15 protein-coding genes are annotated in these 19,347 nt (G+C 68.2%); 12 read left to right on the top strand and 3 right to left on the bottom strand.

Going from position 1 to position 19,347, the window contains the following annotated elements; translation table 11 throughout:
* Positions 1-76: 76 nt before the first annotated feature.
* The 11 genes from ACZ5PO_RS39290 (at position 77) to ACZ5PO_RS39340 (ending at position 14,674) form a co-directional block, all read left to right on the top strand.
* Positions 77-631 (top strand): NADPH-dependent FMN reductase, encoded by a 555-nt coding sequence (locus ACZ5PO_RS39290; RefSeq protein WP_464188826.1) that lies wholly within the window; start codon positions 77-79, stop codon positions 629-631.
* Between the two features lie 20 nt (positions 632-651).
* Positions 652-1,551, top strand: a complete 900-nt coding sequence (locus tag ACZ5PO_RS39295) for an ROK family protein (RefSeq protein ID WP_464188828.1) — start codon at positions 652-654, stop codon at positions 1,549-1,551.
* Positions 1,552-1,657: 106 nt separating this feature from the next.
* Positions 1,658-2,470: a crotonase/enoyl-CoA hydratase family protein gene (locus ACZ5PO_RS39300; RefSeq protein ID WP_464188830.1), complete on the top strand. Its 813-nt coding sequence runs from the start codon at positions 1,658-1,660 to the stop codon at positions 2,468-2,470.
* A gap of 79 nt (positions 2,471-2,549) precedes the next feature.
* On the top strand, positions 2,550-3,260 hold the full coding sequence (locus tag ACZ5PO_RS39305) for a glutathione S-transferase family protein (RefSeq protein ID WP_464188832.1): 711 nt from the start codon (positions 2,550-2,552) through the stop codon (positions 3,258-3,260).
* Between the two features lie 64 nt (positions 3,261-3,324).
* The gene (locus tag ACZ5PO_RS39310) at positions 3,325-3,957 is read left to right on the top strand and encodes a DsbA family protein (RefSeq protein ID WP_464188834.1); all 633 of its coding nucleotides are present in this window, start codon (positions 3,325-3,327) and stop codon (positions 3,955-3,957) included.
* A 356-nt stretch (positions 3,958-4,313) separates the two neighbouring features.
* Positions 4,314-5,288 (top strand): helix-turn-helix transcriptional regulator, encoded by a 975-nt coding sequence (locus ACZ5PO_RS39315; protein WP_464188836.1) that lies wholly within the window; start codon positions 4,314-4,316, stop codon positions 5,286-5,288.
* A gap of 124 nt (positions 5,289-5,412) precedes the next feature.
* The gene (locus ACZ5PO_RS39320; protein ID WP_464188838.1) at positions 5,413-7,575 is read left to right on the top strand and encodes a TonB-dependent receptor; all 2,163 of its coding nucleotides are present in this window, start codon (positions 5,413-5,415) and stop codon (positions 7,573-7,575) included.
* Between the two features lie 142 nt (positions 7,576-7,717).
* Positions 7,718-10,297: an ABC transporter ATP-binding protein/permease gene (locus ACZ5PO_RS39325; RefSeq protein ID WP_464188841.1), complete on the top strand. Its 2,580-nt coding sequence runs from the start codon at positions 7,718-7,720 to the stop codon at positions 10,295-10,297.
* Positions 10,294-12,048 (top strand): ABC transporter ATP-binding protein, encoded by a 1,755-nt coding sequence (locus tag ACZ5PO_RS39330; RefSeq protein WP_464188843.1) that lies wholly within the window; start codon positions 10,294-10,296, stop codon positions 12,046-12,048. Before ACZ5PO_RS39325 ends, ACZ5PO_RS39330 begins: the two co-directional genes overlap by 4 nt.
* 174 nt (positions 12,049-12,222) lie before the next feature.
* Positions 12,223-13,203, top strand: a complete 981-nt coding sequence (locus ACZ5PO_RS39335) for an NADPH:quinone oxidoreductase family protein (protein ID WP_464188845.1) — start codon at positions 12,223-12,225, stop codon at positions 13,201-13,203.
* A 142-nt stretch (positions 13,204-13,345) separates the two neighbouring features.
* Positions 13,346-14,674: an acyl-CoA dehydrogenase family protein gene (locus tag ACZ5PO_RS39340; protein ID WP_464188847.1), complete on the top strand. Its 1,329-nt coding sequence runs from the start codon at positions 13,346-13,348 to the stop codon at positions 14,672-14,674.
* Between the two features lie 25 nt (positions 14,675-14,699).
* Here the strand turns inward: ACZ5PO_RS39340 and ACZ5PO_RS39345 are convergent, their stop codons facing one another.
* On the bottom strand, positions 14,700-15,329 hold the full coding sequence (locus tag ACZ5PO_RS39345) for a helix-turn-helix transcriptional regulator (RefSeq protein WP_464188849.1): 630 nt from the start codon (positions 15,327-15,329) through the stop codon (positions 14,700-14,702).
* 302 nt (positions 15,330-15,631) lie between these two features.
* On the opposite strand from ACZ5PO_RS39345, the gene ACZ5PO_RS39350 reads away from it, so the two are divergent.
* Positions 15,632-16,996 carry an acyl-CoA dehydrogenase family protein gene (locus ACZ5PO_RS39350; protein WP_464188851.1) on the top strand — a complete coding sequence of 455 codons (1,365 nt, stop codon included), beginning with the start codon at positions 15,632-15,634 and terminating at the stop codon, positions 16,994-16,996.
* Positions 16,997-17,615: 619 nt separating this feature from the next.
* On the opposite strand, the gene ACZ5PO_RS39355 is transcribed toward ACZ5PO_RS39350, so the two are convergent.
* Positions 17,616-18,413: an ABC transporter ATP-binding protein gene (locus ACZ5PO_RS39355; RefSeq protein ID WP_464188853.1), complete on the bottom strand. Its 798-nt coding sequence runs from the start codon at positions 18,411-18,413 to the stop codon at positions 17,616-17,618.
* 21 nt (positions 18,414-18,434) lie between these two features.
* Positions 18,435-19,325 carry a nitrate ABC transporter permease gene (ntrB, locus tag ACZ5PO_RS39360; protein WP_464197232.1) on the bottom strand — a complete coding sequence of 297 codons (891 nt, stop codon included), beginning with the start codon at positions 19,323-19,325 and terminating at the stop codon, positions 18,435-18,437.
* Between the last annotated feature and the right edge of the window lie 22 nt (positions 19,326-19,347).

A 19,347-nucleotide genomic window follows, 5' to 3' on the forward strand; every position in this document is an offset into this window, starting at 1 on the left:
ACAGCGCTTCCGCCCAGACGGTACTGAGTCCGCGGCCGGCCGTTACGGCCTCGCCGCAGCGGATCGGAGCATCATCATGCACAAAGTCGCGGTCGTCGTGGGAAGCAAGCGAGCAGCTTCCGTCAACCGGAAGCTCGCCAAGGCCGTCGCCAGGCTGGCAGCCGGCAAGCTCGCCTTCGAGTTCATCGATATTGCCGCCCTGCCCATGTACGACGACGACCTGTGGCAGGATCCGCCAGCGAGCGTGCAGCGCTTCAAGGCCGAGGTCGAGGCGGCCGACGCGGTGCTGTTCGCGACGCCCGAGTACAACCGCTCCATCCCGGCCCTGCTCAAGAACGCCATCGACTGGGGCTCGCGCCCCTACGGCAAGAGCTCGTGGACCGGCAAGCCCACGGCCGTGATCGGCGCGAGCCCCGGCGTCATCGGCACCGCGGCGGCCCAGCAGCACCTCAAGGCCATCGTCCCGGTCATCGGCGGCTACCTGCTGCCGCAGCCGGAAGTCTACTTTTCCGCACGGCCGGGCCTGATCGACGACAACGACGACGTCACCAACGCCGATACCAAGGCGTTCCTGGAAGGCTTCGTGACCAAGTTCGCCGCCTTCATCGCCCTGGTGCACCAGGCCGGCTGACGGCGGCCGGAGGGCGGGCGATGCGCATCGGCGTCGACTTCGGCGGCACCAAGATCGAGGCGATCGCCCTCGGCGAAACGGGCGACATCCGCGCCCGCGAGCGCATCGCCACGCCGCGCGACGACTACGCCGGCTCGATCGCGGCCGTCGCCCGGCTGGTGGCGGCCATCGAGCGTGACGCCGGCGCGCCGGGCTCTGTCGGCGTCGGCATTCCCGGCGCCATCTCGCCGGCGACCGGCCTGATCAAGAACGCCAATTCCACCTGGCTCATCGGCCGGCCTCTGCAGCAGGATCTGGAAGCGGCACTCGGCCGCCCGGTCCGCATCGAGAACGACGCCAACTGCCTCGCCGTCTCCGAAGCGGTCGACGGCGCCGGCGCCGGCGCAACGGTGGTCTGGGCGGTGATCCTCGGCACCGGCGTCGGCTCCGGCATCGCCATCGACGGCCGGGCGCTCGCGGGCCGCCAGCGCATCGCCGGCGAATGGGGCCACAATCCCCTGCCCTGGCCCACGGACGACGAGCGCCCGGGGCCGGCCTGCTATTGCGGCCGGCGCGGCTGCATCGAGACCTTTCTCAGCGGGCCGGGATTCGCCGAGGACCATGCCCGGCGCACCGGCAGCGCAGGGCTCGCGAGCCACGACGTCATCGCGGCCATGCGTGCGGGCGATGCGGCCGCGGCGGCGAGCTTCGCCGTCTACCTCGACCGGCTGGCGCGCGGCATCGCTCACGTCGTCAACATCCTCGATCCGGACGTGATCGTGCTCGGCGGTGGCCTGTCGAACGTCGACGAGCTCTACGCCGAGCTGCCGGCCCGCGTCGGCCGCCACACCTTCTCGGACGTGTTCGATACCCCGATCCGCCGCAGCGCCCATGGCGACAGCTCCGGCGTGCGGGGCGCTGCCTGGCTCTGGAATGATTGAGCGGCCTTGACAACCGCGGCCCGCTGCTGACCATCCTCGCCGACAATCGATCGAATGCTTGTTTGGCACACGATGCCGGACAGCAGAGACAAGGGACGGCAACGCGATGCAGGGACGAATCTCGATCACCATCACCGACGGCGTGGCCGACGTGAAGCTGACGCGCGCCGACAAGATGAACGCGCTCGACCACGGCATGTTCGACGCGCTGGTGGACGCCGGCGAGAAGCTCAAGGCGGACCGTTCGGTGCGGGTCGTGGTGCTGTCAGGCGAAGGCCGCGCCTTCTGCGCCGGGCTCGACATGGGCAACTTCGCCACCATGGCCGAGGGCAGCGCCGGCAACGCCGTGCCCCGGGATCTCATCGCCCGCACCCACGGCGCCGCCAACCGGCCGCAGTACGCAGTGTGGGTGTGGCGCGAGCTGCCGGTGCCGGTGATCGCCGCCGTGCATGGCGTGGCCTTCGGCGGCGGCTTCCAGCTCGCGCTGGGCGCCGACATCCGCTACGTCGCGCCGGACACGCGCATGTCGGTCATGGAGATCAAGTGGGGCTTGGTGCCGGACATGGCCGGCACCCAGCTGATGCGGCACCTGGCGCGCGAGGACATCGTGCGCGAGCTGACCTACACCGGCCGCGTCTTCACCGGCGACGAGGCGTTCGCCATGGGCTTCGCCACCCGGGTGACAGCCGAGCCCTACGGCGACGCCATGACGACCGCGCGCGAGATCGCCAGCAAGAGCCCCGACGCCATCCGCGCCTCCAAGCGCATCCTCAACGCGGCCGTCATCGCCCAGCCGGTCGACGGGCTGACGGCGGAGGCGGCCGAGCAGCAGGTGCTGATCGGCAGCGCCAACCAGGTCGAGGCCGTGAAGTCGAACCTCGAGAAGCGGGCGCCCCGCTACATCGACCCGGCGGCGTAACAGCTCCACGCCTCCAGCGCGCGCCGCCGCCTCCTGCGCCGGCGCGACGAGCGGCCGGTACCGCAGGAGAACCACGGCGATGATCGATCTGCACTACTGGCCGACGCCCAACGGCTGGAAAATCTCCATCATGCTGGAGGAATGCGGCCTGCCCTACCGCGTGGTGCCGGTCAACATCGGCAAGGGCGAGCAGTTCGAGCCGGGCTTCCAGGCGCTCAGCCCCAACGGGCGCATGCCGGCCATCGTCGACCATGAGCCGCTCGGCGGCGGCGCGCCGCTCGCCATCTTCGAGAGCGGCGCCATCCTGCTCTATCTCGCCGAGAAGAGCGGCCGCTTCATCCCCGCCGACGTGCGCGGCCGCTACCAGGTCACGCAATGGCTGATGTGGCAGATGGGCGGGCTGGGCCCCATGCTCGGCCAGCACGGCCACTTCAAGCTCTACGCGCCGGAGAAGATCGACTATGGCATCACCCGCTACGGCAACGAGGCGCGCCGGCTCTACGGCGTGCTCGACCGTGAGCTCGGCCAGACCGGCGATTGCGTGGCGGGCGCCTATTCCATCGCCGACATGGCCATCTTCCCCTGGATCATGACCCACAAGGCCCAGGGCATCTCGCTCGACGACTATCCCCATGTGGCACGCTGGTTCGCCGCCGTGCGGGCGCGCCCGGGCGTCCAGGCCGGCACGGCACTCGGCAAGGAGCTGCGCCAGCAGGGCATGTCGGAGGACGCCAAGAAGGTCCTTTTCGGGCAGACGCAAGCCGGCGTTGCCCCGCAGCCGAGCCAGTAGCGACGACCCAAACCCGGCGGCAGCCATCGCCGGCCAGCAGCACAGCACAATAGGGAGAGACGCCGTGATCGAGTGCTTTTTCGACTGCTCCAGCCCGTGGACCTACCTCGCCTTCCACAACATCCAGCCGCTGGCCGCGGAGCTCGGCGAGGAGATCTCCTGGCGGCCGATCCTGGTCGGCGGCATCTTCAACACCATCAACCCGACGGTCTACGCGTCGCGGGAGAAGCCGGTCCCCGAGAAGGCCGCCTACATGAAGAAGGACCTGGCGGACTGGGCGGCCTACGCCGGCCTCGCCATCAAGATGCCGCCGACGATCTTCCCGGTGAACAGCGTCAAGGCCATGCGCGGCTGCATCTGGCTGGAGCCGCAGGGCAAGCTCGTGCCCTTCGCGACCGCGGTGTTCGAGGCCTACTGGGGCGGCGACCAGGACATCTCCAAGGACGAGGTGCTGGCGCCCCTGCTCGACAAGGTCGGCGTCGACCGCGACGCCTTCTTCGCCGGCATCGCCGAGCCCGCCATCAAGGAGCAGCTCAAGATCAACACCGACGAGGTGATGCGGCGCGGCGGCTTCGGCTCGCCGACCATCTTCGTCAACGGCGACGACATGTATTTCGGCAACGACCGCCTGCCCCTCATCCGCGCCGCCATCGAGCGCAGCCGCGCCGGCGCAAACGCCCGCCGCGCCGCCGGCTGAGCCATAGGTACGTCGGGCGCCCGCTTTCGCTGCGTGTCGCCGCTGGCGGGCGTTCTGCGGGGAGTGGGCGAAGCCCGGCCTTGCGAGCGCTGGCGGATCGGTCCGCCAACGCCCCCGCAGGGACCCATGGATTCGGCTCGCCGCCCATCTGCGCTCCGCCAAGTCCGGGTCGGCCAGCTCAACGTCAATGCTTGGATCGCGTGCAAGGCTACCCGCCTGCCATTGGCTGCATTGACAATCCCAGGCAAGCTGGACGATCTCTTATGAAGATCGAAGCATAAATAAATAAAAATAGACTTATTCTAAGAAAGCTTGCCTCTGCTATGACGATGCGGAATCTGGTGCCCGCGAGCGGCATGACCACCTCTGATCTCGTCCGCCTCGGCGCCGAGTTCTCGCTGGGCGTCGAGCCGATCAATGTCGCCCCCGGAGCTTTCGACACACCGCTCTACACCGGTCGGGTCCTCGCACACGAAGCGCAGCCCGGGCTGATGGTGACGGCGAGCGATATTACCTACGTCTGCGAACAGCAGCTCACGGTCGACATGGAGCCGGCGCTGCTCTGCGGGATCATGCTGGCAGGCAATGCCGTCGAAACCGACGTCGTCGGCTATGGACGCGTTACGCGCCATCCCGAGCGTGCCAGCGTGATGGGTTTCGGCAGGAAAGTGCAATACCGGAGCCCGATCAGGCCCGGACAGCATTTCCGCACGGCGGGTTTCATCCTGAAGCCGGCCTTCTTCGAGCGCTTCGGCGATGACCTCGCCGACGATGGGCTCGCCACCTTGCGTGACTTCCTGATCGGGGAGTTCCGCATGGACTCGCTCGCGCCGTCGGCGCGGCTGCTGGAGATTGCGCGGCTATGCCTCGAGCATCCCTATAGCGGCCAGCTCGGTCAGCTGTTCCTCGAAAGCAATGCGTTGGCCTATGTGATCGAGGTGGCCGACGTGCTGAAACGGGAGCGCTGCATGATCGCGCAGCTCGGGCGCCGCCAGTATGCGCGGGTTCTGGAAGCGCGGGACATTCTCGATTCCGACCTCGTCAACACGCCGACCAGCCTGCAGCTGGCCCGCCGCGTCGGCGTCAACGTCACCACCCTGCAGGCCAACTTCAAAAAGGTCTTCGGCACGACGATCTTTGGCCATGTCCGCGGCCAGCGGCTGATGATGGCGCGCGTGCTCCTGCGGGACCACGGGCTGCCCGTGGCGCAGGCGGCGCACCGCGTCGGCTTCGCCCGCCCATCCGCCTTCAGCGCAGCTTACCGGCGGCACTTCGGCCATTCGCCGAGGGCCGAAATGGCCCATAGCGCGAGCACGCGGCAAGCAGTTTAGAAAAGCTCAAATAGATATTTGGTTTGGCGAAAGTTTTTCGAGCGCACTCGATCGTCCCGAGGTCGCGACTTTAGGCACTGCACCTGTATTGGTCGCTCCAGTTTGCAAAGCTGGGGTAACGATCATGAACAAGGCTGCTCGGTTGAGGCTCGCGTCGGCAACCGCCATAGGCCTCATCGGCGCCAATCTCGGCCTGGCCGGAACGGCCATCGCACAAGCGGCCGGGGACACCGTCGAGCTCGACACGATCACGATCACCGGCACGAAACGGCCGCAGGCCGACGCGAATCTGCCCATGGCCACCACCGTGCTGACGCCGGAGGATGTGCCCCAATGGTCACTGGACCCGATGGCCGATGTCGCCCGCCAGTCGCCCGGCACCAATTTCATGAATTTTGGCCGCTTCGGCGAAAGCTACATGACCATGCGCGGCGTGGGCACGCTGGGCACCGCCCTGAACTCGCTCGACAGCGTGATCGGCCTCTCGGTGGACGGCGTGCCGACGACGCTCTCGGCGATCGACTCGCCGTTTCTCGACGTCGCGCACATCGAGGTGCTGAGGGGCCCGCAGGGGACCACGTTTGGCCGAAACGCCTTCGCGGGCGCGATCAACATCGTCAGCAAGCCACCCGACGGCACGCGTGAGCTCAAGGTCGATGCGGAAACCGGCTCCAACGGCTACGGCTTCGTCCAGGGCACGGCGGGCGGCTGGCTGATCCAGGACAAGCTGGCCGGCCGCGCGGCGGTCCGCGTCCAGAACTATAACGGAGACATTCCCAACGTCGTGATCGGAGGCGTGGAAGGGGGCGCGCAGCTGGCGGCGGCGCGCGTCGCCCTGCGCTACACGCCCGACGAGTCCCTGATGGTCGACGTCACCGGCAATTACGACCGCGACACACGGAGCAATTCGGCCTTTCTGTTGGCGGAGGCGCCGAACTTCCCGGCCAGCGGCGCCGACGTCCAGCCGTTCAATCGCCAGCAGATCGCCAGCGGCTCGCTCAAGATCACCAAGCGCCTCGACCCGTTCATCATCACCTCCACGAGCAGCTACCAGGACATCAAGCTCGCCAACCGCGGCGACTTCACCGACTCGCTTCTGTTCAGCCAGGCCACGCGGCTGCCACTGTTCTTCTTCACCAATCCGCTGGCCGACAAGGTCGTCTACGAGGATCGCGAGCGCATCTTCTTCCAGGAGGTGCGATTGAATTCGCACCAAAACGCTCCGATTCAGTGGGTGATCGGAACGAGCTATTTCCGATCTGATTTCGAAACGCACCGGGATCAGTCCACGGCCTATTCGCCCACACTGAACGGCACCTTCGACAACAAGATCACGAGCGAGACCATCGCTGCATTCGCCGATGCGACGGTGCCGCTCGGACATGGCTTCGATCTGTCGGGAGGCCTACGCATCGCGCGGGACTCGCAGACGCTGAACGGGCTCTACGTCTCCAACGGCTTTCCGGGAACCGTGCCTGCGCTGGCGCAGCGCAACAGCTTCGACGACCCCTATCTGACAGGCCGCCTCGCCCTGTCCTACCATTGGAACGACAGGGTGATGAGCTACGTCTCGGCGGCGCGAGGCTATGCCTCCGGCGGCTTCGAGAAGACGACCGCCTATGCCGGCTTCGGCGTGCTGTCGACGCCCTTCCAGCCGGCCAAGTCCTGGACCTACGAGATCGGCACGAAAGCCGAGCTGGCCCCCGGCATACGGGCGAGCGGCGCGCTGTTCTACAACGACGTCAAGGACGGCCAGCTGACCGGTTTCGATCCGTTGACGCTGCTGCCCTTCCTGACCAATCAGGCTTACCGCAGCTACGGCATCGAGGGCAGCGTGAGCGCGCGCCTCGCCGCCGGGCTCGAGCTCACCGCCGGCGGTGCCTGGATCAAGTCGCGCATCGTGGATGTCACCGCCGAGTCCCTGCTGAGCGGCGTCCAGGCGGGCAACGAGGTGCCCCAGGTGCCGGTGTACACGGCCAATGTCGCCCTGTCGTACCGGGTCACCGCCGCCGCCCTCGGCCTGCCTGGGGAGATCGCGGCGCGCGCCGACTACCAGTTCGTCGGCGCTCGCTACGCCGACGTGCAGAACAGCGCCGAATTGGAGGCCTATCACATCGTCAACAGCCAGATCGGCTGGGAAAAGGACGGCATGAAGATCTATGCCTTCGGCCGCAATCTGCTGGATGAACGCCCGGTCTCCTACGGCTTCACCTATGCTCCGGGGGCGACCGCCCTCTATGTCGGCCGCGGCCGCGTGCTTGGCCTCGGCGCGTCGATGACATGGTAGCGCAGGGCCCGCGCGGCGCGTCCGACCCGACGCGCTCACCCCTCTCCTCGGTGCCTGTCCTCGCCGTCCGCGATCCGCCGATGGGCTTGGACCGCGTCGCAGGCGCCCGGAGCGTTCAACGCTCCCGTGATCGGAGACCTTGATGGCGCGCGGCTTCCAAAAGACGATGATGACGGCCCTCGGGGCCACCGACCACGTCATGACCGTGCTGTCGGTCACCGATCTCACGCCCGGCTTCCGACGCATCCGCTTCGCCGCACCGACGATGATCGATGGCCGCGACACGCCGACGGCGAGCTATGTCCGGCTGTGGGCGCCCGATCCGAAGGAGCCGGGCAAGGTCCATCAGCGCGGTTACACGCTGGTGGAGCCCGATGCCGCGAGCGGTGAGGTCAGCTTCGACTTCGTCCTGCATGAGCCGATGGGGCCGGCGTCGGCCTGGGCGGCGGCGGCAAAGCCGGGCGATACGATCGCCGCCTCCTACTACATGTTCCACAAGTTCGAGCCGCCGGATGATCCGGAAGGCTATCTGCTGATGGGGGACCCTGCGGCGATCCCGGCGATCAACGCCATCCTGGGCGTCCTGCCGGCGGACGCGCCGGTCGTCGTGATCCTCCAGGCCCATGTGCCGGAGGATGCCGCGATCCCGGTGACGGAGCACCCCGGCGCGGAGGTTCTGTGGACGGGACCCGGCACGGGCGCCCTGGCCGCCGCCGTCCCCAGCCGCGACTGGTCGAACTGGTATGCCTGGGTCGCCGCAGAGGGCACCGCCGTCAAGGAGCTGAGGGCGACGCTCAACCGCGTCCACGGCTTTCCCCTGAGCGATATCAAGCATGCCGCCTACTGGCTGCGCGGCAAGGCCATGCGGCTGCGCAGGGAGACCGGGCCCTCGGCTGGGGCGACGGAGACGCGCGACCAGCCGGTTGCGCGGCCGGCCTCCGTGCCGATCGCAGCGGCAAATGGTTCGACGCCGGCAGGGCCGCGCCCGCGCTGGCGCTCGCAGCGGGGCGAGGAACTGCTCGGCTCGTTGCGCTGGAAGCTACGCGCCGCCGGCGCGCTGCAAGGGCTGATCTCGCTGATGCAGCTCGCCCCCCTGGTTCTGATGGCGGAGCTCGGCCGCAGGCTGCTCTCCGGCGAAGGGCGCTGGGAGGTGCTGTCGCCGCTCGTCCTCTGGGCCATGGCGCTCTACGGCGCGGCGGCGACGCTATCGGCTGGCCTGATGCTGGGGCTGCATGCCGTCGATGCCCAGTTCGGCCATGCGCTCAGGCTGTCCATCGTCGCCAAGCTCGGGCGGCTGCCCCTCGGCTGGTTCACCGATCGGAACGCCGCGGCAGTGCACCAGGCGGTGCAGGAGGACACCGGCCGGCTGCACTACATGGTGACGCACGCCGTGCCGGACATCGTCGCCGGCATCGTCACGCCGCTCGCCGTCATCCTCTATCTCTTTACGGTCGACGCCTCCCTCGCCGCGATGCTGTTCCTGCCGCTCGTCGCCTTCGTTGCGCTGTACATCCTCATGATGCGTGGCGTAGCCGACAAGCTGGTCGAATTTGCCAACTGGACCAGGCGTGCCAATGCCGCGGCGAGCGCCTTCGTCGAGGCGCTGCCGGTCGTGCGGGTCTTCGGCGGCGATGGGCGTGCGCTGCGTGCCGTGCTGGACGGACAGGCCGCCTTCCTCAACGGTTGGCAGCGCCCGATGGCCGGGCGCAAGGTCGCCTCGCAGCTCGCGATCCAGCCGCCCACCTTCCTGCTGCTGATCACGGCGGCCGGCAGTTGGCGGGTTCTCTCCGGCAGCATGGCGCCAGCCGATCTCCTGCCGTTCCTCTTCCTCGGCACGGCCTTCGGTGCACAGATCATGGCGGTGATGTACGGCTTCGTGCCGCTGCGTGAGGCAAAGCAGGCCGCACGGCGGATCGGCGTGCTGCTGGAGGAGCCGGAGCTCGACCGCAGCCGGTCCGCGCACGAGCTGCCGGCCGGACCGCTGGGCCTGCGCTTCGACGGCGCCAGCTTCGGCTACCGGCCAGGCAAGCCGGTGCTGCGGGACGTCGACCTCGTGCTGAAGCCCGGCACCATGACCGCCCTGGTCGGCCCGAGCGGCGCCGGCAAGTCGACCCTTGCCGGACTGCCCGGCCGTTTCCACGACGTCACGGGCGGTGCGATCCGCGTCGTGTCCGGCGCGACCGAGATCGACATTCGCCTGCTGAAGCCGGAGGCGCTGCAGCGCGCCGTGGGCTTCGTCTTCCAGGACGTGCGCCTGATCAGGGCAACGCTGCGCGAGAACATCGCCCTGGCACGACCCGCCGCAACGATGGCGGAGATCGAAGCGGCCGCGCGCGCAGCCCGGATCCACGAGCGCATCGTTGCCGCCCCGCACGGCTACGACGGCATCGTCGGCGAGGATGTGCGCCTCTCCGGCGGCGAGGCGCAGCGCCTTTCCATTGCGCGTGTGCTGCTCGCCGACCCGCCGGTTCTGATCCTCGACGAGGCCACGGCCTTCGCGGACCCCGAATCGGAGCACCTCGTGCAACAGGCGCTCGGTGCGGTCGTCGGTCGGCGTACCGTGCTCGTGGTGGCTCACCGGCTCCATACCGTGACCCATGCGGACTGCATTGCCGTGATGCAGGCGGGCCGCATCGTCCAGAGCGGGCGCCATCAGGAGTTGCTCGCCCGGCCCGGTCTCTACCGCGACCTCTGGCAAGCCGGGGAAAGGAAGAGCGCATGATCGCGGCGGCCCTCCTGCCGACCGAGGCGCGCCCGCGCCTCGTGTCCTTCGCGCTGCTCGCCGCGGTGGCGGCGGCCTTGCGTGCCGTTTCGGCCCTGCTGCTCGTGCCGCTGCTCGGCGAGCTGTTCTCCCAGACCCCGCGCGCCGCCCTGCCCTGGCTCGGTGCGCTGGCTGCCAGCGTCGCCGCGGGCTGGATGCTCGAGCGCCACCTGGTGATCCGGGCCTTTGATCTCGGCTTCACGATGATGGGCTCGATGAACCGGCGCCTCGTCGACCATCTCATGGCGGTTCAGATCGGCTGGTTCGGGGCGGAGCGGCAGGCCCAGGCGAAGCGCGCGCTCGCCGGCGCCGTCCCCGAGCTCTTCGCCAGCACCGTCAATCTCGCAACGCAGGCGTCGATCTGTGTCGCGCTGCCGCCCGCGATCGCGATCGGCCTCCTCTTCGTCGCCTGGCCGCTCGGTTTGGTGGCGCTCGCTTCGGTCCCGCTGCTCCTCGGTGCGCTGCTATGGGGTGGGCGGCTGATGCGCCGGGCCGAGGCCGATTTCGCAGCCGCGTCCGGCGAGGCGGCCGCCCGCACGGAGGAATTTGCGCGCTCCCAGCTCGTGCTGCGCGCCGCCGGACGGACCGGCGCGTCCGGGACACCACTGGGCGAAGCGATCGCGGCGCAGCGGCGCAACGGCCTGCGCATCCTCTGGTTCGCCCTGCCGGGAACGCTGGCGTTCTCGCTCGCCATGCAGGCCACCCTGCTGGCGATGGTGGCGATACTGGCGCTGATGTTCACACAGGGCATGGCGGACGCTGCCCGCACGGTCGCGCTGATCGTCGTGGCGCTGCGCTTCCTGGAGCCGCTCAACATCTTATCGGAGCTGCTGCCTGCGCTGGAATCAACGAATGCGGCGGCCGGACGCGTGCTCGCCGTGCTCGACGTGCCGACACAGGCGAAGCCGGAGCAAGATGCCCAGCCCGGGCCCGCGGCGGTGGCGTTCCGCAACGTCTGCTTCTCGCCCGACGGCCGCCGTGTGCTCGAGGACGTGTCCTTCATCGTCCCGGCCGGCACGATGACGGCCATCGTCGGACCCTCGGGATCGGGAAAGAGCACGATCCTGTCGCTGGTGGCCCGCCTGCTCGATGCCGATGCCGGCGAGGTCGAGGTCTGCGGCCACGACGTGCGCAGCTATCGGCCCCACACGCTGATGGAGCAGCTCGCGGTCGTCTTCCAGAACGTGCAGCTGTTCGAGGGTGGCATCGCGGAGAACATCCGCATCGCCCGGCCGCAGGCGAGCGAGGCGGACCTGCGGGCCGCCGCATCGGCGGCCGGTGTCGACGAGATCGTCGCCCGCCTGGGAAGCTGGGACGCACCTGTCGGTGAAGGCGGAAGCGCTCTGTCCGGCGGCGAACGCCAGCGCGTCAGCATCGCCCGCGCGCTCCTCAAGGAAGCCCCTATCCTGCTGCTCGACGAAGCCACGAGCGGGTTGGACACCCTGAACGAAGCCGCCGTGGCGACCGCACTCAGTCGCTTCAGCCATCGCACCGTCCTCGCCGTGGCCCATCGGTTGGAAACGATCGCCCATGCCGACCAGATCGTGTTCGTCGAAGAGGGGCGCGTCGTCGAATCGGGCTCCCGGGAATCTCTCGTCGCTGCGGGCGGGCGCTTTGCGGCCTACTGGCATCATCGCCGTGATGCGCAGCGCTGGCGGATGCAGCCGAGCCGCGCTGGAGCACTTCGCGATCGGGTGGAAGCCAATCGCTGAGAAGGCGCTCCAGCCTCAAGATCATCCAATTCCTGGTGAGCGTGCCCCGGCGCCCATCGCTGCGCCGTTTGACACCCGCGCGGGCATAGCCGGCTTGACCCGGCCATTCATCCACTTGAGAAGCATGACATAAGGGCATTGCCGATCGTCATCACCATAATCAAGGAGGACACCATGCCGCGCGCCGTCATCTGCCGTACGCTGGGAACGCCCGACGGCGTCGCGCTGGAGGAACTGCCGCGAGCGGAGTTGCGGCCCGACCAGGTGCGCGTCGCCATCCACGCGGCCGGCATCAACTTCCCCGACCTGCTGATGCTGACCGGCGAGTACCAGTACAGGCCGCCGCTGCCGTTCGTCCTCGGCTTCGAGGCGGCCGGCGTCGTCACCGAGGTGGGGGCCGACGTGGCGGGCTACGCGGTCGCAGACCGGGTGATGATCGGCGGCAAGACCGGCGCCTTCGCCGACGAGGCGGTGGTCAGGCCGGAGGTGCTCGAGCACCTGCCGGACGCGCTGAGCTTCACCGAGGGCGCCACCTTCCGCGTCGCCTACCAGACCGCGCACCACGCGCTGACCGAGCGGGCCCACATCAAGCCGGGCGAGGTGCTGCTGGTGCACGGCGCCGGCGGCGGCGTCGGCCTCGCCGCGGTGCAGATCGGCAAGCTGCTGGGGGCCACGGTGATCGCCTGTGCCTCGAGCCAGGAGAAGCTCGACGTGGTTGCGGGCTGCGGCGCCGACCACACGATTCGCTACGGCGCCGGCCCCTTCAAGGACGAGGTCAAGCGGCTCACCGACGGCAAGGGCGCCAACGTCATCTTCGACCCCGTCGGCGGCGAGATCTTCGAGCAGAGCCTGCGCTGCATGGCCTTCGGCTGTCGGGTGCTGATCATCGGCTTCACCGGCGGCATCGGCGTGGCCAAGACCAATCTGGTGCTGATCAAGGGCGCCAGCATCCTGGGCGTACGCGCCGGCGAGTCGACCAAGTACGATCCGGCCATGGGCGAGCGCACCAAGGCGGCGCTGCGCGAGCTGGCCGCCTCGGGCAAGCTGCGCCCGCACGTCTCCCACACCCTGCCGCTCGAGCAGTTCCGCGAGGGCATGCAGCTCGTGCGCGATCGCAAGGCGATCGGCCGGGTGGTGCTGGCGATGCGGCCCTGACCGCCCCGGAGCCGCGCCCCCGGGGCGCGGGCCGGCTCCGCCGTGCCATCGACTTTCGGCACATAACTCAGCCGAATCATGGCAGCCCTGGCATGCCGCTTGCGTCCACGGGAGGAGGCGCAGGCGCGGCTTCGGATCGGCGATGGCGATCGACTTCTCACTCACTCCCAGCCAGAAGCGCTACCAGCGGATCGCGCGGGAGTTCGCCAACGACATCCTGGCGCCGCTGGTCCGCGACGCCGACGAGCAGGACGACCCGCAGGCCGCCTTCCGCGCCGTCAAGGGCGCCTATGTCGAAGCCTACAAGCTGGGTTTCGCCACGGGCTTCGTGCCGAAGCGTTATGGCGGCGGCGGGGTGAGCAATCTCGATCTGCAGGTGATCTGCGAGGAGATCACCGCGGTCGACCCCGGCTTTGCGACCATCCTCCTGGTGAACGGCTTGGCGCTCATGCCGCTCATCTGGTTCGGCTCCGAAGCGCAGAAGCAGAAGTGGCTGCCGCTGGCCACGAGCGATCCGCGGGGCGAGTATCTGGCCGCCTGGACGGTGAGCGAGCCGGCCGGAACGCCGGGCGGCACCGCCAACTTCGACCACCCCGGGTCATGGCCGACGGGTGTCGCGCTGACCGCCGCGCACGACTCCAAGACCGGCGAGTATATCCTCAACGGCAAGAAGTACTGGCCCTGCAACGCCGGCGGCTGGGACCTCGGCGGGGCCAACGTCAACGTCTGCATCGTGCGCACCGATCCGCAGGCTGGCGGCTCGAGCGGGCTGTCGGCGATCATCGTGCCGAGGGGCACGGCGGGCGTGTCCTACGAGACGCCGATCGCCAAGCTCGGCCATCGCATCTGCCAGAACAACGCCATCGTCTTCGATGACTGCCGCGTGCCGGACGAGAACGTCTTCGCCGTGGGCTACGGCGACCTCGCCATCGCCAAGGCGTTCACCTGGTCGGGACCGGTCGCCGCGATCGCCGCGGTCGGCGTGGCGCGGTCGGCCTACGAATTCGTCCTGAACTGGGCCAAGACCTATACCGCGGGCGGCGATACGCCGATCATCGAGCATCAGGCGGTGGGCTACGCGCTCGCCGACATCGCCATGAAGATCGAGGCCTGCCGCGCCTTCGCCTGGAAGGCGGCGCACTACCTCGACCGTCATGACGACGAGGGCCACGCCATCGGCGCCATGGCCAAGGTGTTCTGCGGCGAGACGCTGTTCGATGCGGTCTACACGGCGATGAAGGTCATGGGCGTCAACGCGCTGGACAAGCGCCATCCCATGGAGCGGTACCTGCGCGAAGCCAGCGTCTTCCCGCTGTACGACGCCGGCAACATGGGCATGCAGATGCGCAAGATCTGGCAGGTGATGCGCCATCCGGACTTCGAGCCGCGCGCGCTCATGAACGTCGACAGCACGCCGTTCGAGAAGACCTGGAAGCCGGGCTCCACCTCCCGCCGCACGGCGCTGGTCTGACGGCGGGGAGCGCGTCGAAGCGCTCTCACGCCAGCGGGACGAAACGAAAGCGGCAGGCCTGGCCGCCGCGCTGCATGCACTCCTCGTGCTCCACGGGCGCGCCCATGAGGCCGCTGATGAAGCCGATGTCGAACGAGCAGACCTCGGGGCTTTCCCGCGCCAGGTCGTGATAGACGCAGTTCTTGCACTCGATGCGCGGCAGCCCGCCCTTCTCGGGCAGCACGCGCGCCGCGAAGCCGGTCTCGTTCATGATGCGGACGATCTCGATGATGCGCTCGAGCCGCGTCTTGCCGCTGAGGCGCGGGATGGCGGCGGCCGACATGTCGACGCCGAGATCGAACATGTAGCGCGCCAGGTCGCCGTCGCCGACCTGGGCGCGCAGGCTCTGCAGCAGGATGCGCGAGAACCAGGAGTAGCGCTTTGGGAAGAAGTCGATGCCGGCGTCGGTCAGCACGTAGACCTGGCCGGGACGGCCGCGCGTTTTTCGGGCACTGCCGCGCGCCACGTAGCCGTCACGCTCCAGGCTGGTCAGCTGCTGCTTCACCGCCGTCCGGCTGAGGTCGAGGTTCTGCGACAGCTCGTCGATCGTAAGGCCAGATTTGAATTCCAGAAGCTGCGAAAGCAGTCGCTGCTGGGGTTCACCGCTACCGAGCACCGTCAGATCCCTGAGCACCTGTTGCCGAAATCACTATAGTGAGCCGTGGCGATGACCACAATGCTCGGCATTCAGCCTCGTTTGCGATCATAACGCTCAAAGTACATGCAGATTCGGCTCATATCTTGTTCAGAATCACTTTTGACATATACGGCAGTCAAAAGTAGCGTTTCCAGCATCCGAGGCGAACGGCACGCCCGCCGCAAAGTACCCGTGAAGCATAGGTCAGGTTGATCTTCGTGAAAGATCGGCACTGCGCGCGTTCGCCCGGATCCAAACTCCAGCCTGAAGGGGTGATTGTCATGGCAATCGATTTCACGATGTCGCAAGAGCAGCGCAAGATCCAAGCGATGGCGCGCGAGTTCGCCGTCGAGGTTCTGGCTCCGGTGATCCCGGAGGCTGACCGGGATCCGGACCCGGTCAACGCCCACGCGCGGACGAAGGGCGCCTACGTCGAGGCCTACAAGCGCGGCATCGCCATGGCCATGCTGCCCGCGGCCTACGGCGGCGGCGGCCTGTCCTGCCTCGACTTCACTATTGCCGCCGAGGAGATCTGCGCTGTCGATCCGGGCTTTGCCTGCACCGTGCTGTGCAACGGGCTGGGCCTGATGCCGGTCGCCTGGTACGGCACGGAGGAACAGAAGCAGCGCTTCATCGGCGCGGCGACGTCGGATCCGACCGGCGAATATCTGAGCGGCTGGACCGCCAGCGAGCCGCCCGGCAGCCCGAGCGGCACCGCCAACTTCGACGGCCCCTTCCCGCGCCCCGCCGGCGTCGGCCTGATCGCCACGCGCGACGGCGATTCCTTCATCATCAACGGCAGCAAGAAATGGCCCTCCTCGGGCGGCTGGGACGCCAAGGGCACCAACTCGCAGACCGTCATCGTGCGGACCGACTCGGAGGTCGGCGGCACCAAGGGGCTCTCCGCCATCGTGGTCGAGCGCGGCACGCCCGGCGTCACCTACGAGTTCATCAACAAGGAGGGGCACAGGACCGGCTCCAACGCCACCGTGACGTTCGACAACGCCCGCGTTCCCGCCGACAACCTGCTGCCGGGCGCGGTCGGCAACGGCGATTTCGTCATCAACCGGAATTTCGCCTGGTCCGGGCCGGTAGCCGGCATCGCCGCGGTTGGTGTGGCGCGCGCCGCCTACGAGGACGCTCTGGCGTGGGCCAAGACCAACACCGCCGGATCGCTGACGCCGATCATCCGCTTCCAGAACGTCGGCTACATCCTGGGCGACTGTGCCGCCAAGATCGAATCGGCGCGCTATTTCTGCTGGCGGGCGGCCGACTATCTCGACAAGCACGAGCAGCATGCCGAGCTGGTGGGCGCCATGTGCAAGATCAACACCACCGAAGCGATGTTCGACGTCGTCTACAAGTGCATGCAGATCGTCGGCGTCAACAGCCTCAGCACCGAGCACAAGTTCGGCAAATACCTGCGCGAGGCCTCGGTGCTGCCGATCTACGACGGCGGCAACATGGGCATGCAGCGCCGCCGCGTGCACGGCATCATCGCCGACGAAAGCTTCGACCCGCGCGCGATCATGGACGACCGCTACGTCAAGTTCGAGAAGTCCATGGAAGCCATCGGCACCGTCGCCGACTGGGACCGGCACTATTTCAACGCCGGCGCAACGCCCCTGACGGTTGCCGCGGAATAGTCGGAAGCGGGCAGATCAGGGGGAACAATCCCCCTGATCATGGCCGTCTCTAGAAAGCGCCTGGATCGGGTGGAAAGCACCCGATCCGACGGACGCGCTCCAGGTTCAATAGCTTGGAGCATGTCTTCCCGTTCAGATGATTCGATCTGACCGGGACATGCCGGCGAGGATCAACGCACCTCCGCCGGGCCACTCGGACCGCCCGGCGAGACGCCGCTCCGCCGATCGGAAGGGGCGGCCTTGGCAGCACACGCGGAAGCTCGTCGCGGGACGAGCTATCCATTCCCCACAACCTTGGCTGCGAAGGCAACCGCGCCGCCCGCTGCAAGGGCGGCGCCGATCAGGGCCAGACGAAAGAGCACGATCTTCATCGAACTTCCTCCTGCCGTAGTCACCAGCAGATGGGAGCTGCCCGTATCGGTTGCAAGCGCGCCCTGGAAGGCGTTCCGATCGGGTGGACGCATCCGATCGGAGCGAGGCGCTCCAGATTGAAGACGCTGAAGCATCTCGATTCGACCAGACGATTCCATCTGATCGGGAGGCCTCCAGGCGCCGTCCGCCGCGAGCGGGAAGGCGCGCGGATCAGCGCGCGAGCGAGTCCAGCCCGCGCCCAGGGCCTCTAAGCGGCCTCTACGTAGCGGTGGCGCTCGTAGAGGAAGCGCAGGACGGCCTCGCGGCAGTTGAGGTAGATCGGATCGCTCGCCGCCTCCAGCCGGTTGCGCGGGCGCGCCAGCGGCACCGTGAGCAGCTGGCCGATCTGGGCCGCCGGCCCGTTGGTCATCATGACGATGCGGTCGGAGAGCAGCACCGCCTCGTCCACGTCGTGGGTGATCATGATCACCGTGTTGCGCAGCGTCATATGGATCTGCATCACCTGGTCCTGCAGGTGCGCCCGCGTCAGCGCGTCGAGCGCGCCGAACGGCTCGTCCAGCAGCAGCACCTTGGGCTCCATGGCCAGCGCCCGGGCGATGCCGATGCGCTGCTTCATGCCGCCCGACACCTCGGCCGGACGCTTGTCCTTGGCCTGGGCCATGTGCACGAGCTCGAGATTGTGCATGGTCCACGCGTGCCGCTCGGCGCGGCTGCGGCTGCCGCCCGACACCTTGTCGACGGCGAGCCGGACGTTCTCGTAGGCCGTGAGCCACGGCAGCAGCGAATGGTTCTGGAACACGATGGCCCGGTCCGGGCCCGGGCTGTTGACCTCGCTGTGGTCGAGGATGACGGCACCGGTGGTCGCCCGGGTGAGGCCGCCGATGATGTTGAGCAAGGTGGACTTGCCGCAGCCGGAATGGCCGATGATCGAAATGTATTCGCCCTGCGTGATGGCGAGATCGATGTCGGACAGCACGTGGCTGACCGTATTGCCGTTGACGTAGGTCTTGCCCACGCCTTCGATCCTGAGGAATGCGCCGGACATGGTGGGCTCCTTGCGGAAGGGTTAGGCGGCGGTGCCGCGCGTCGCCAGGCGGCCGATCAGCGCCACCAGCCGGTCGAGCAGGAAGCCGACGACACCGATGTAGAGCAGCGCCACGATGATGTCGGCGAGGCGCGAGGAGTTCCACGCGTCCCAGATGAAGAAGCCGATACCGACGCCGCCGGTGAGCATCTCGGCTGCGACGATGGCGAGCCATGACAGGCCGATGCCGATGCGCAGGCCCGTGAAGATGTAGGGCGCGGCGGACGGAACCATGATGCGCCAGAAGAACTCGATCGAGTTCAGCCTGAGCACCGCGGCGACGTTGCGGTAATCCTGGGGGATATTGCGGATACCGACGGCGGTATTGATGATCACCGGCCAGATCGCCGTGATGAAGATCACGAAGATGGCGGAGGGGCTGGCGTCGCGGAACGCCGCCAGCGACAGCGGCAGCCAGGCCAGCGGCGGCACCGTCCGTAGCACCTGAAAGATCGGATCGAGGCCGCGCATGGCCCAGACGCTCTGGCCGATCAGCGCGCCGAGCAGCACGCCGACGATGGCCGCCAGGCCGAAGCCGATCACCACGCGCTGCAGGCTGACCAGCACGCGCAGGCCGAGGCCGATGTCCTGGGTGCCGTGGTTGAAGAACGGGTCGACGATGAGGTCACGCGACTCGCTCCAGATCTGGGCCGGCGACGGCATCGTCGAGCCCGGCCCCCCGGTGAGCAGTTGCCAGATCAGCAGCAGCAGAGCCACGGCGATCAGCGGCGGCAGCGTGACCGCCAGCAGCCGCCACAGCATGGGAGCGAGGCGCGTCCCGGCGGAGGCGACCGCGTCGCGCGGGCGCACGGCATCGATGGCGGCGCGGGGCGCCGACGGCAGCACCTGCGGGTCTTGCGATGACAGGGGCATGGTCACCTGGCTGCTCCGTGCC

Source organism: Chelatococcus sp. KU-N122, assembly GCF_055391085.1.

Excerpts from the sequence above, each read along its gene's own strand:
- ACZ5PO_RS39330 (WP_464188843.1), top strand. The coding sequence starts at position 10,294 with ATGATCGCGGCGGCCCTCCTGCCGACCGAGGCGCGCCCGCGCCTCGTG.
- ACZ5PO_RS39340 (WP_464188847.1), top strand. The coding sequence starts at position 13,346 with ATGGCGATCGACTTCTCACTCACTCCCAGCCAGAAGCGCTACCAGCGG.
- ACZ5PO_RS39295 (WP_464188828.1), top strand. The coding sequence starts at position 652 with ATGCGCATCGGCGTCGACTTCGGCGGCACCAAGATCGAGGCGATCGCC.
- ACZ5PO_RS39290 (WP_464188826.1), top strand. The coding sequence starts at position 77 with ATGCACAAAGTCGCGGTCGTCGTGGGAAGCAAGCGAGCAGCTTCCGTC.
- ACZ5PO_RS39335 (WP_464188845.1), top strand. The coding sequence starts at position 12,223 with ATGCCGCGCGCCGTCATCTGCCGTACGCTGGGAACGCCCGACGGCGTC.
- ACZ5PO_RS39320 (WP_464188838.1), top strand. The coding sequence starts at position 5,413 with ATGAACAAGGCTGCTCGGTTGAGGCTCGCGTCGGCAACCGCCATAGGC.
- ntrB (WP_464197232.1), bottom strand. The coding sequence starts at position 19,325 with ATGCCCCTGTCATCGCAAGACCCGCAGGTGCTGCCGTCGGCGCCCCGC.
- ACZ5PO_RS39305 (WP_464188832.1), top strand. The coding sequence starts at position 2,550 with ATGATCGATCTGCACTACTGGCCGACGCCCAACGGCTGGAAAATCTCC.
- ACZ5PO_RS39350 (WP_464188851.1), top strand. The coding sequence starts at position 15,632 with ATGGCAATCGATTTCACGATGTCGCAAGAGCAGCGCAAGATCCAAGCG.
- ACZ5PO_RS39315 (WP_464188836.1), top strand. The coding sequence starts at position 4,314 with ATGACCACCTCTGATCTCGTCCGCCTCGGCGCCGAGTTCTCGCTGGGC.
- ACZ5PO_RS39300 (WP_464188830.1), top strand. The coding sequence starts at position 1,658 with ATGCAGGGACGAATCTCGATCACCATCACCGACGGCGTGGCCGACGTG.
- ACZ5PO_RS39325 (WP_464188841.1), top strand. The coding sequence starts at position 7,718 with ATGGCGCGCGGCTTCCAAAAGACGATGATGACGGCCCTCGGGGCCACC.
- ACZ5PO_RS39355 (WP_464188853.1), bottom strand. The coding sequence starts at position 18,413 with ATGTCCGGCGCATTCCTCAGGATCGAAGGCGTGGGCAAGACCTACGTC.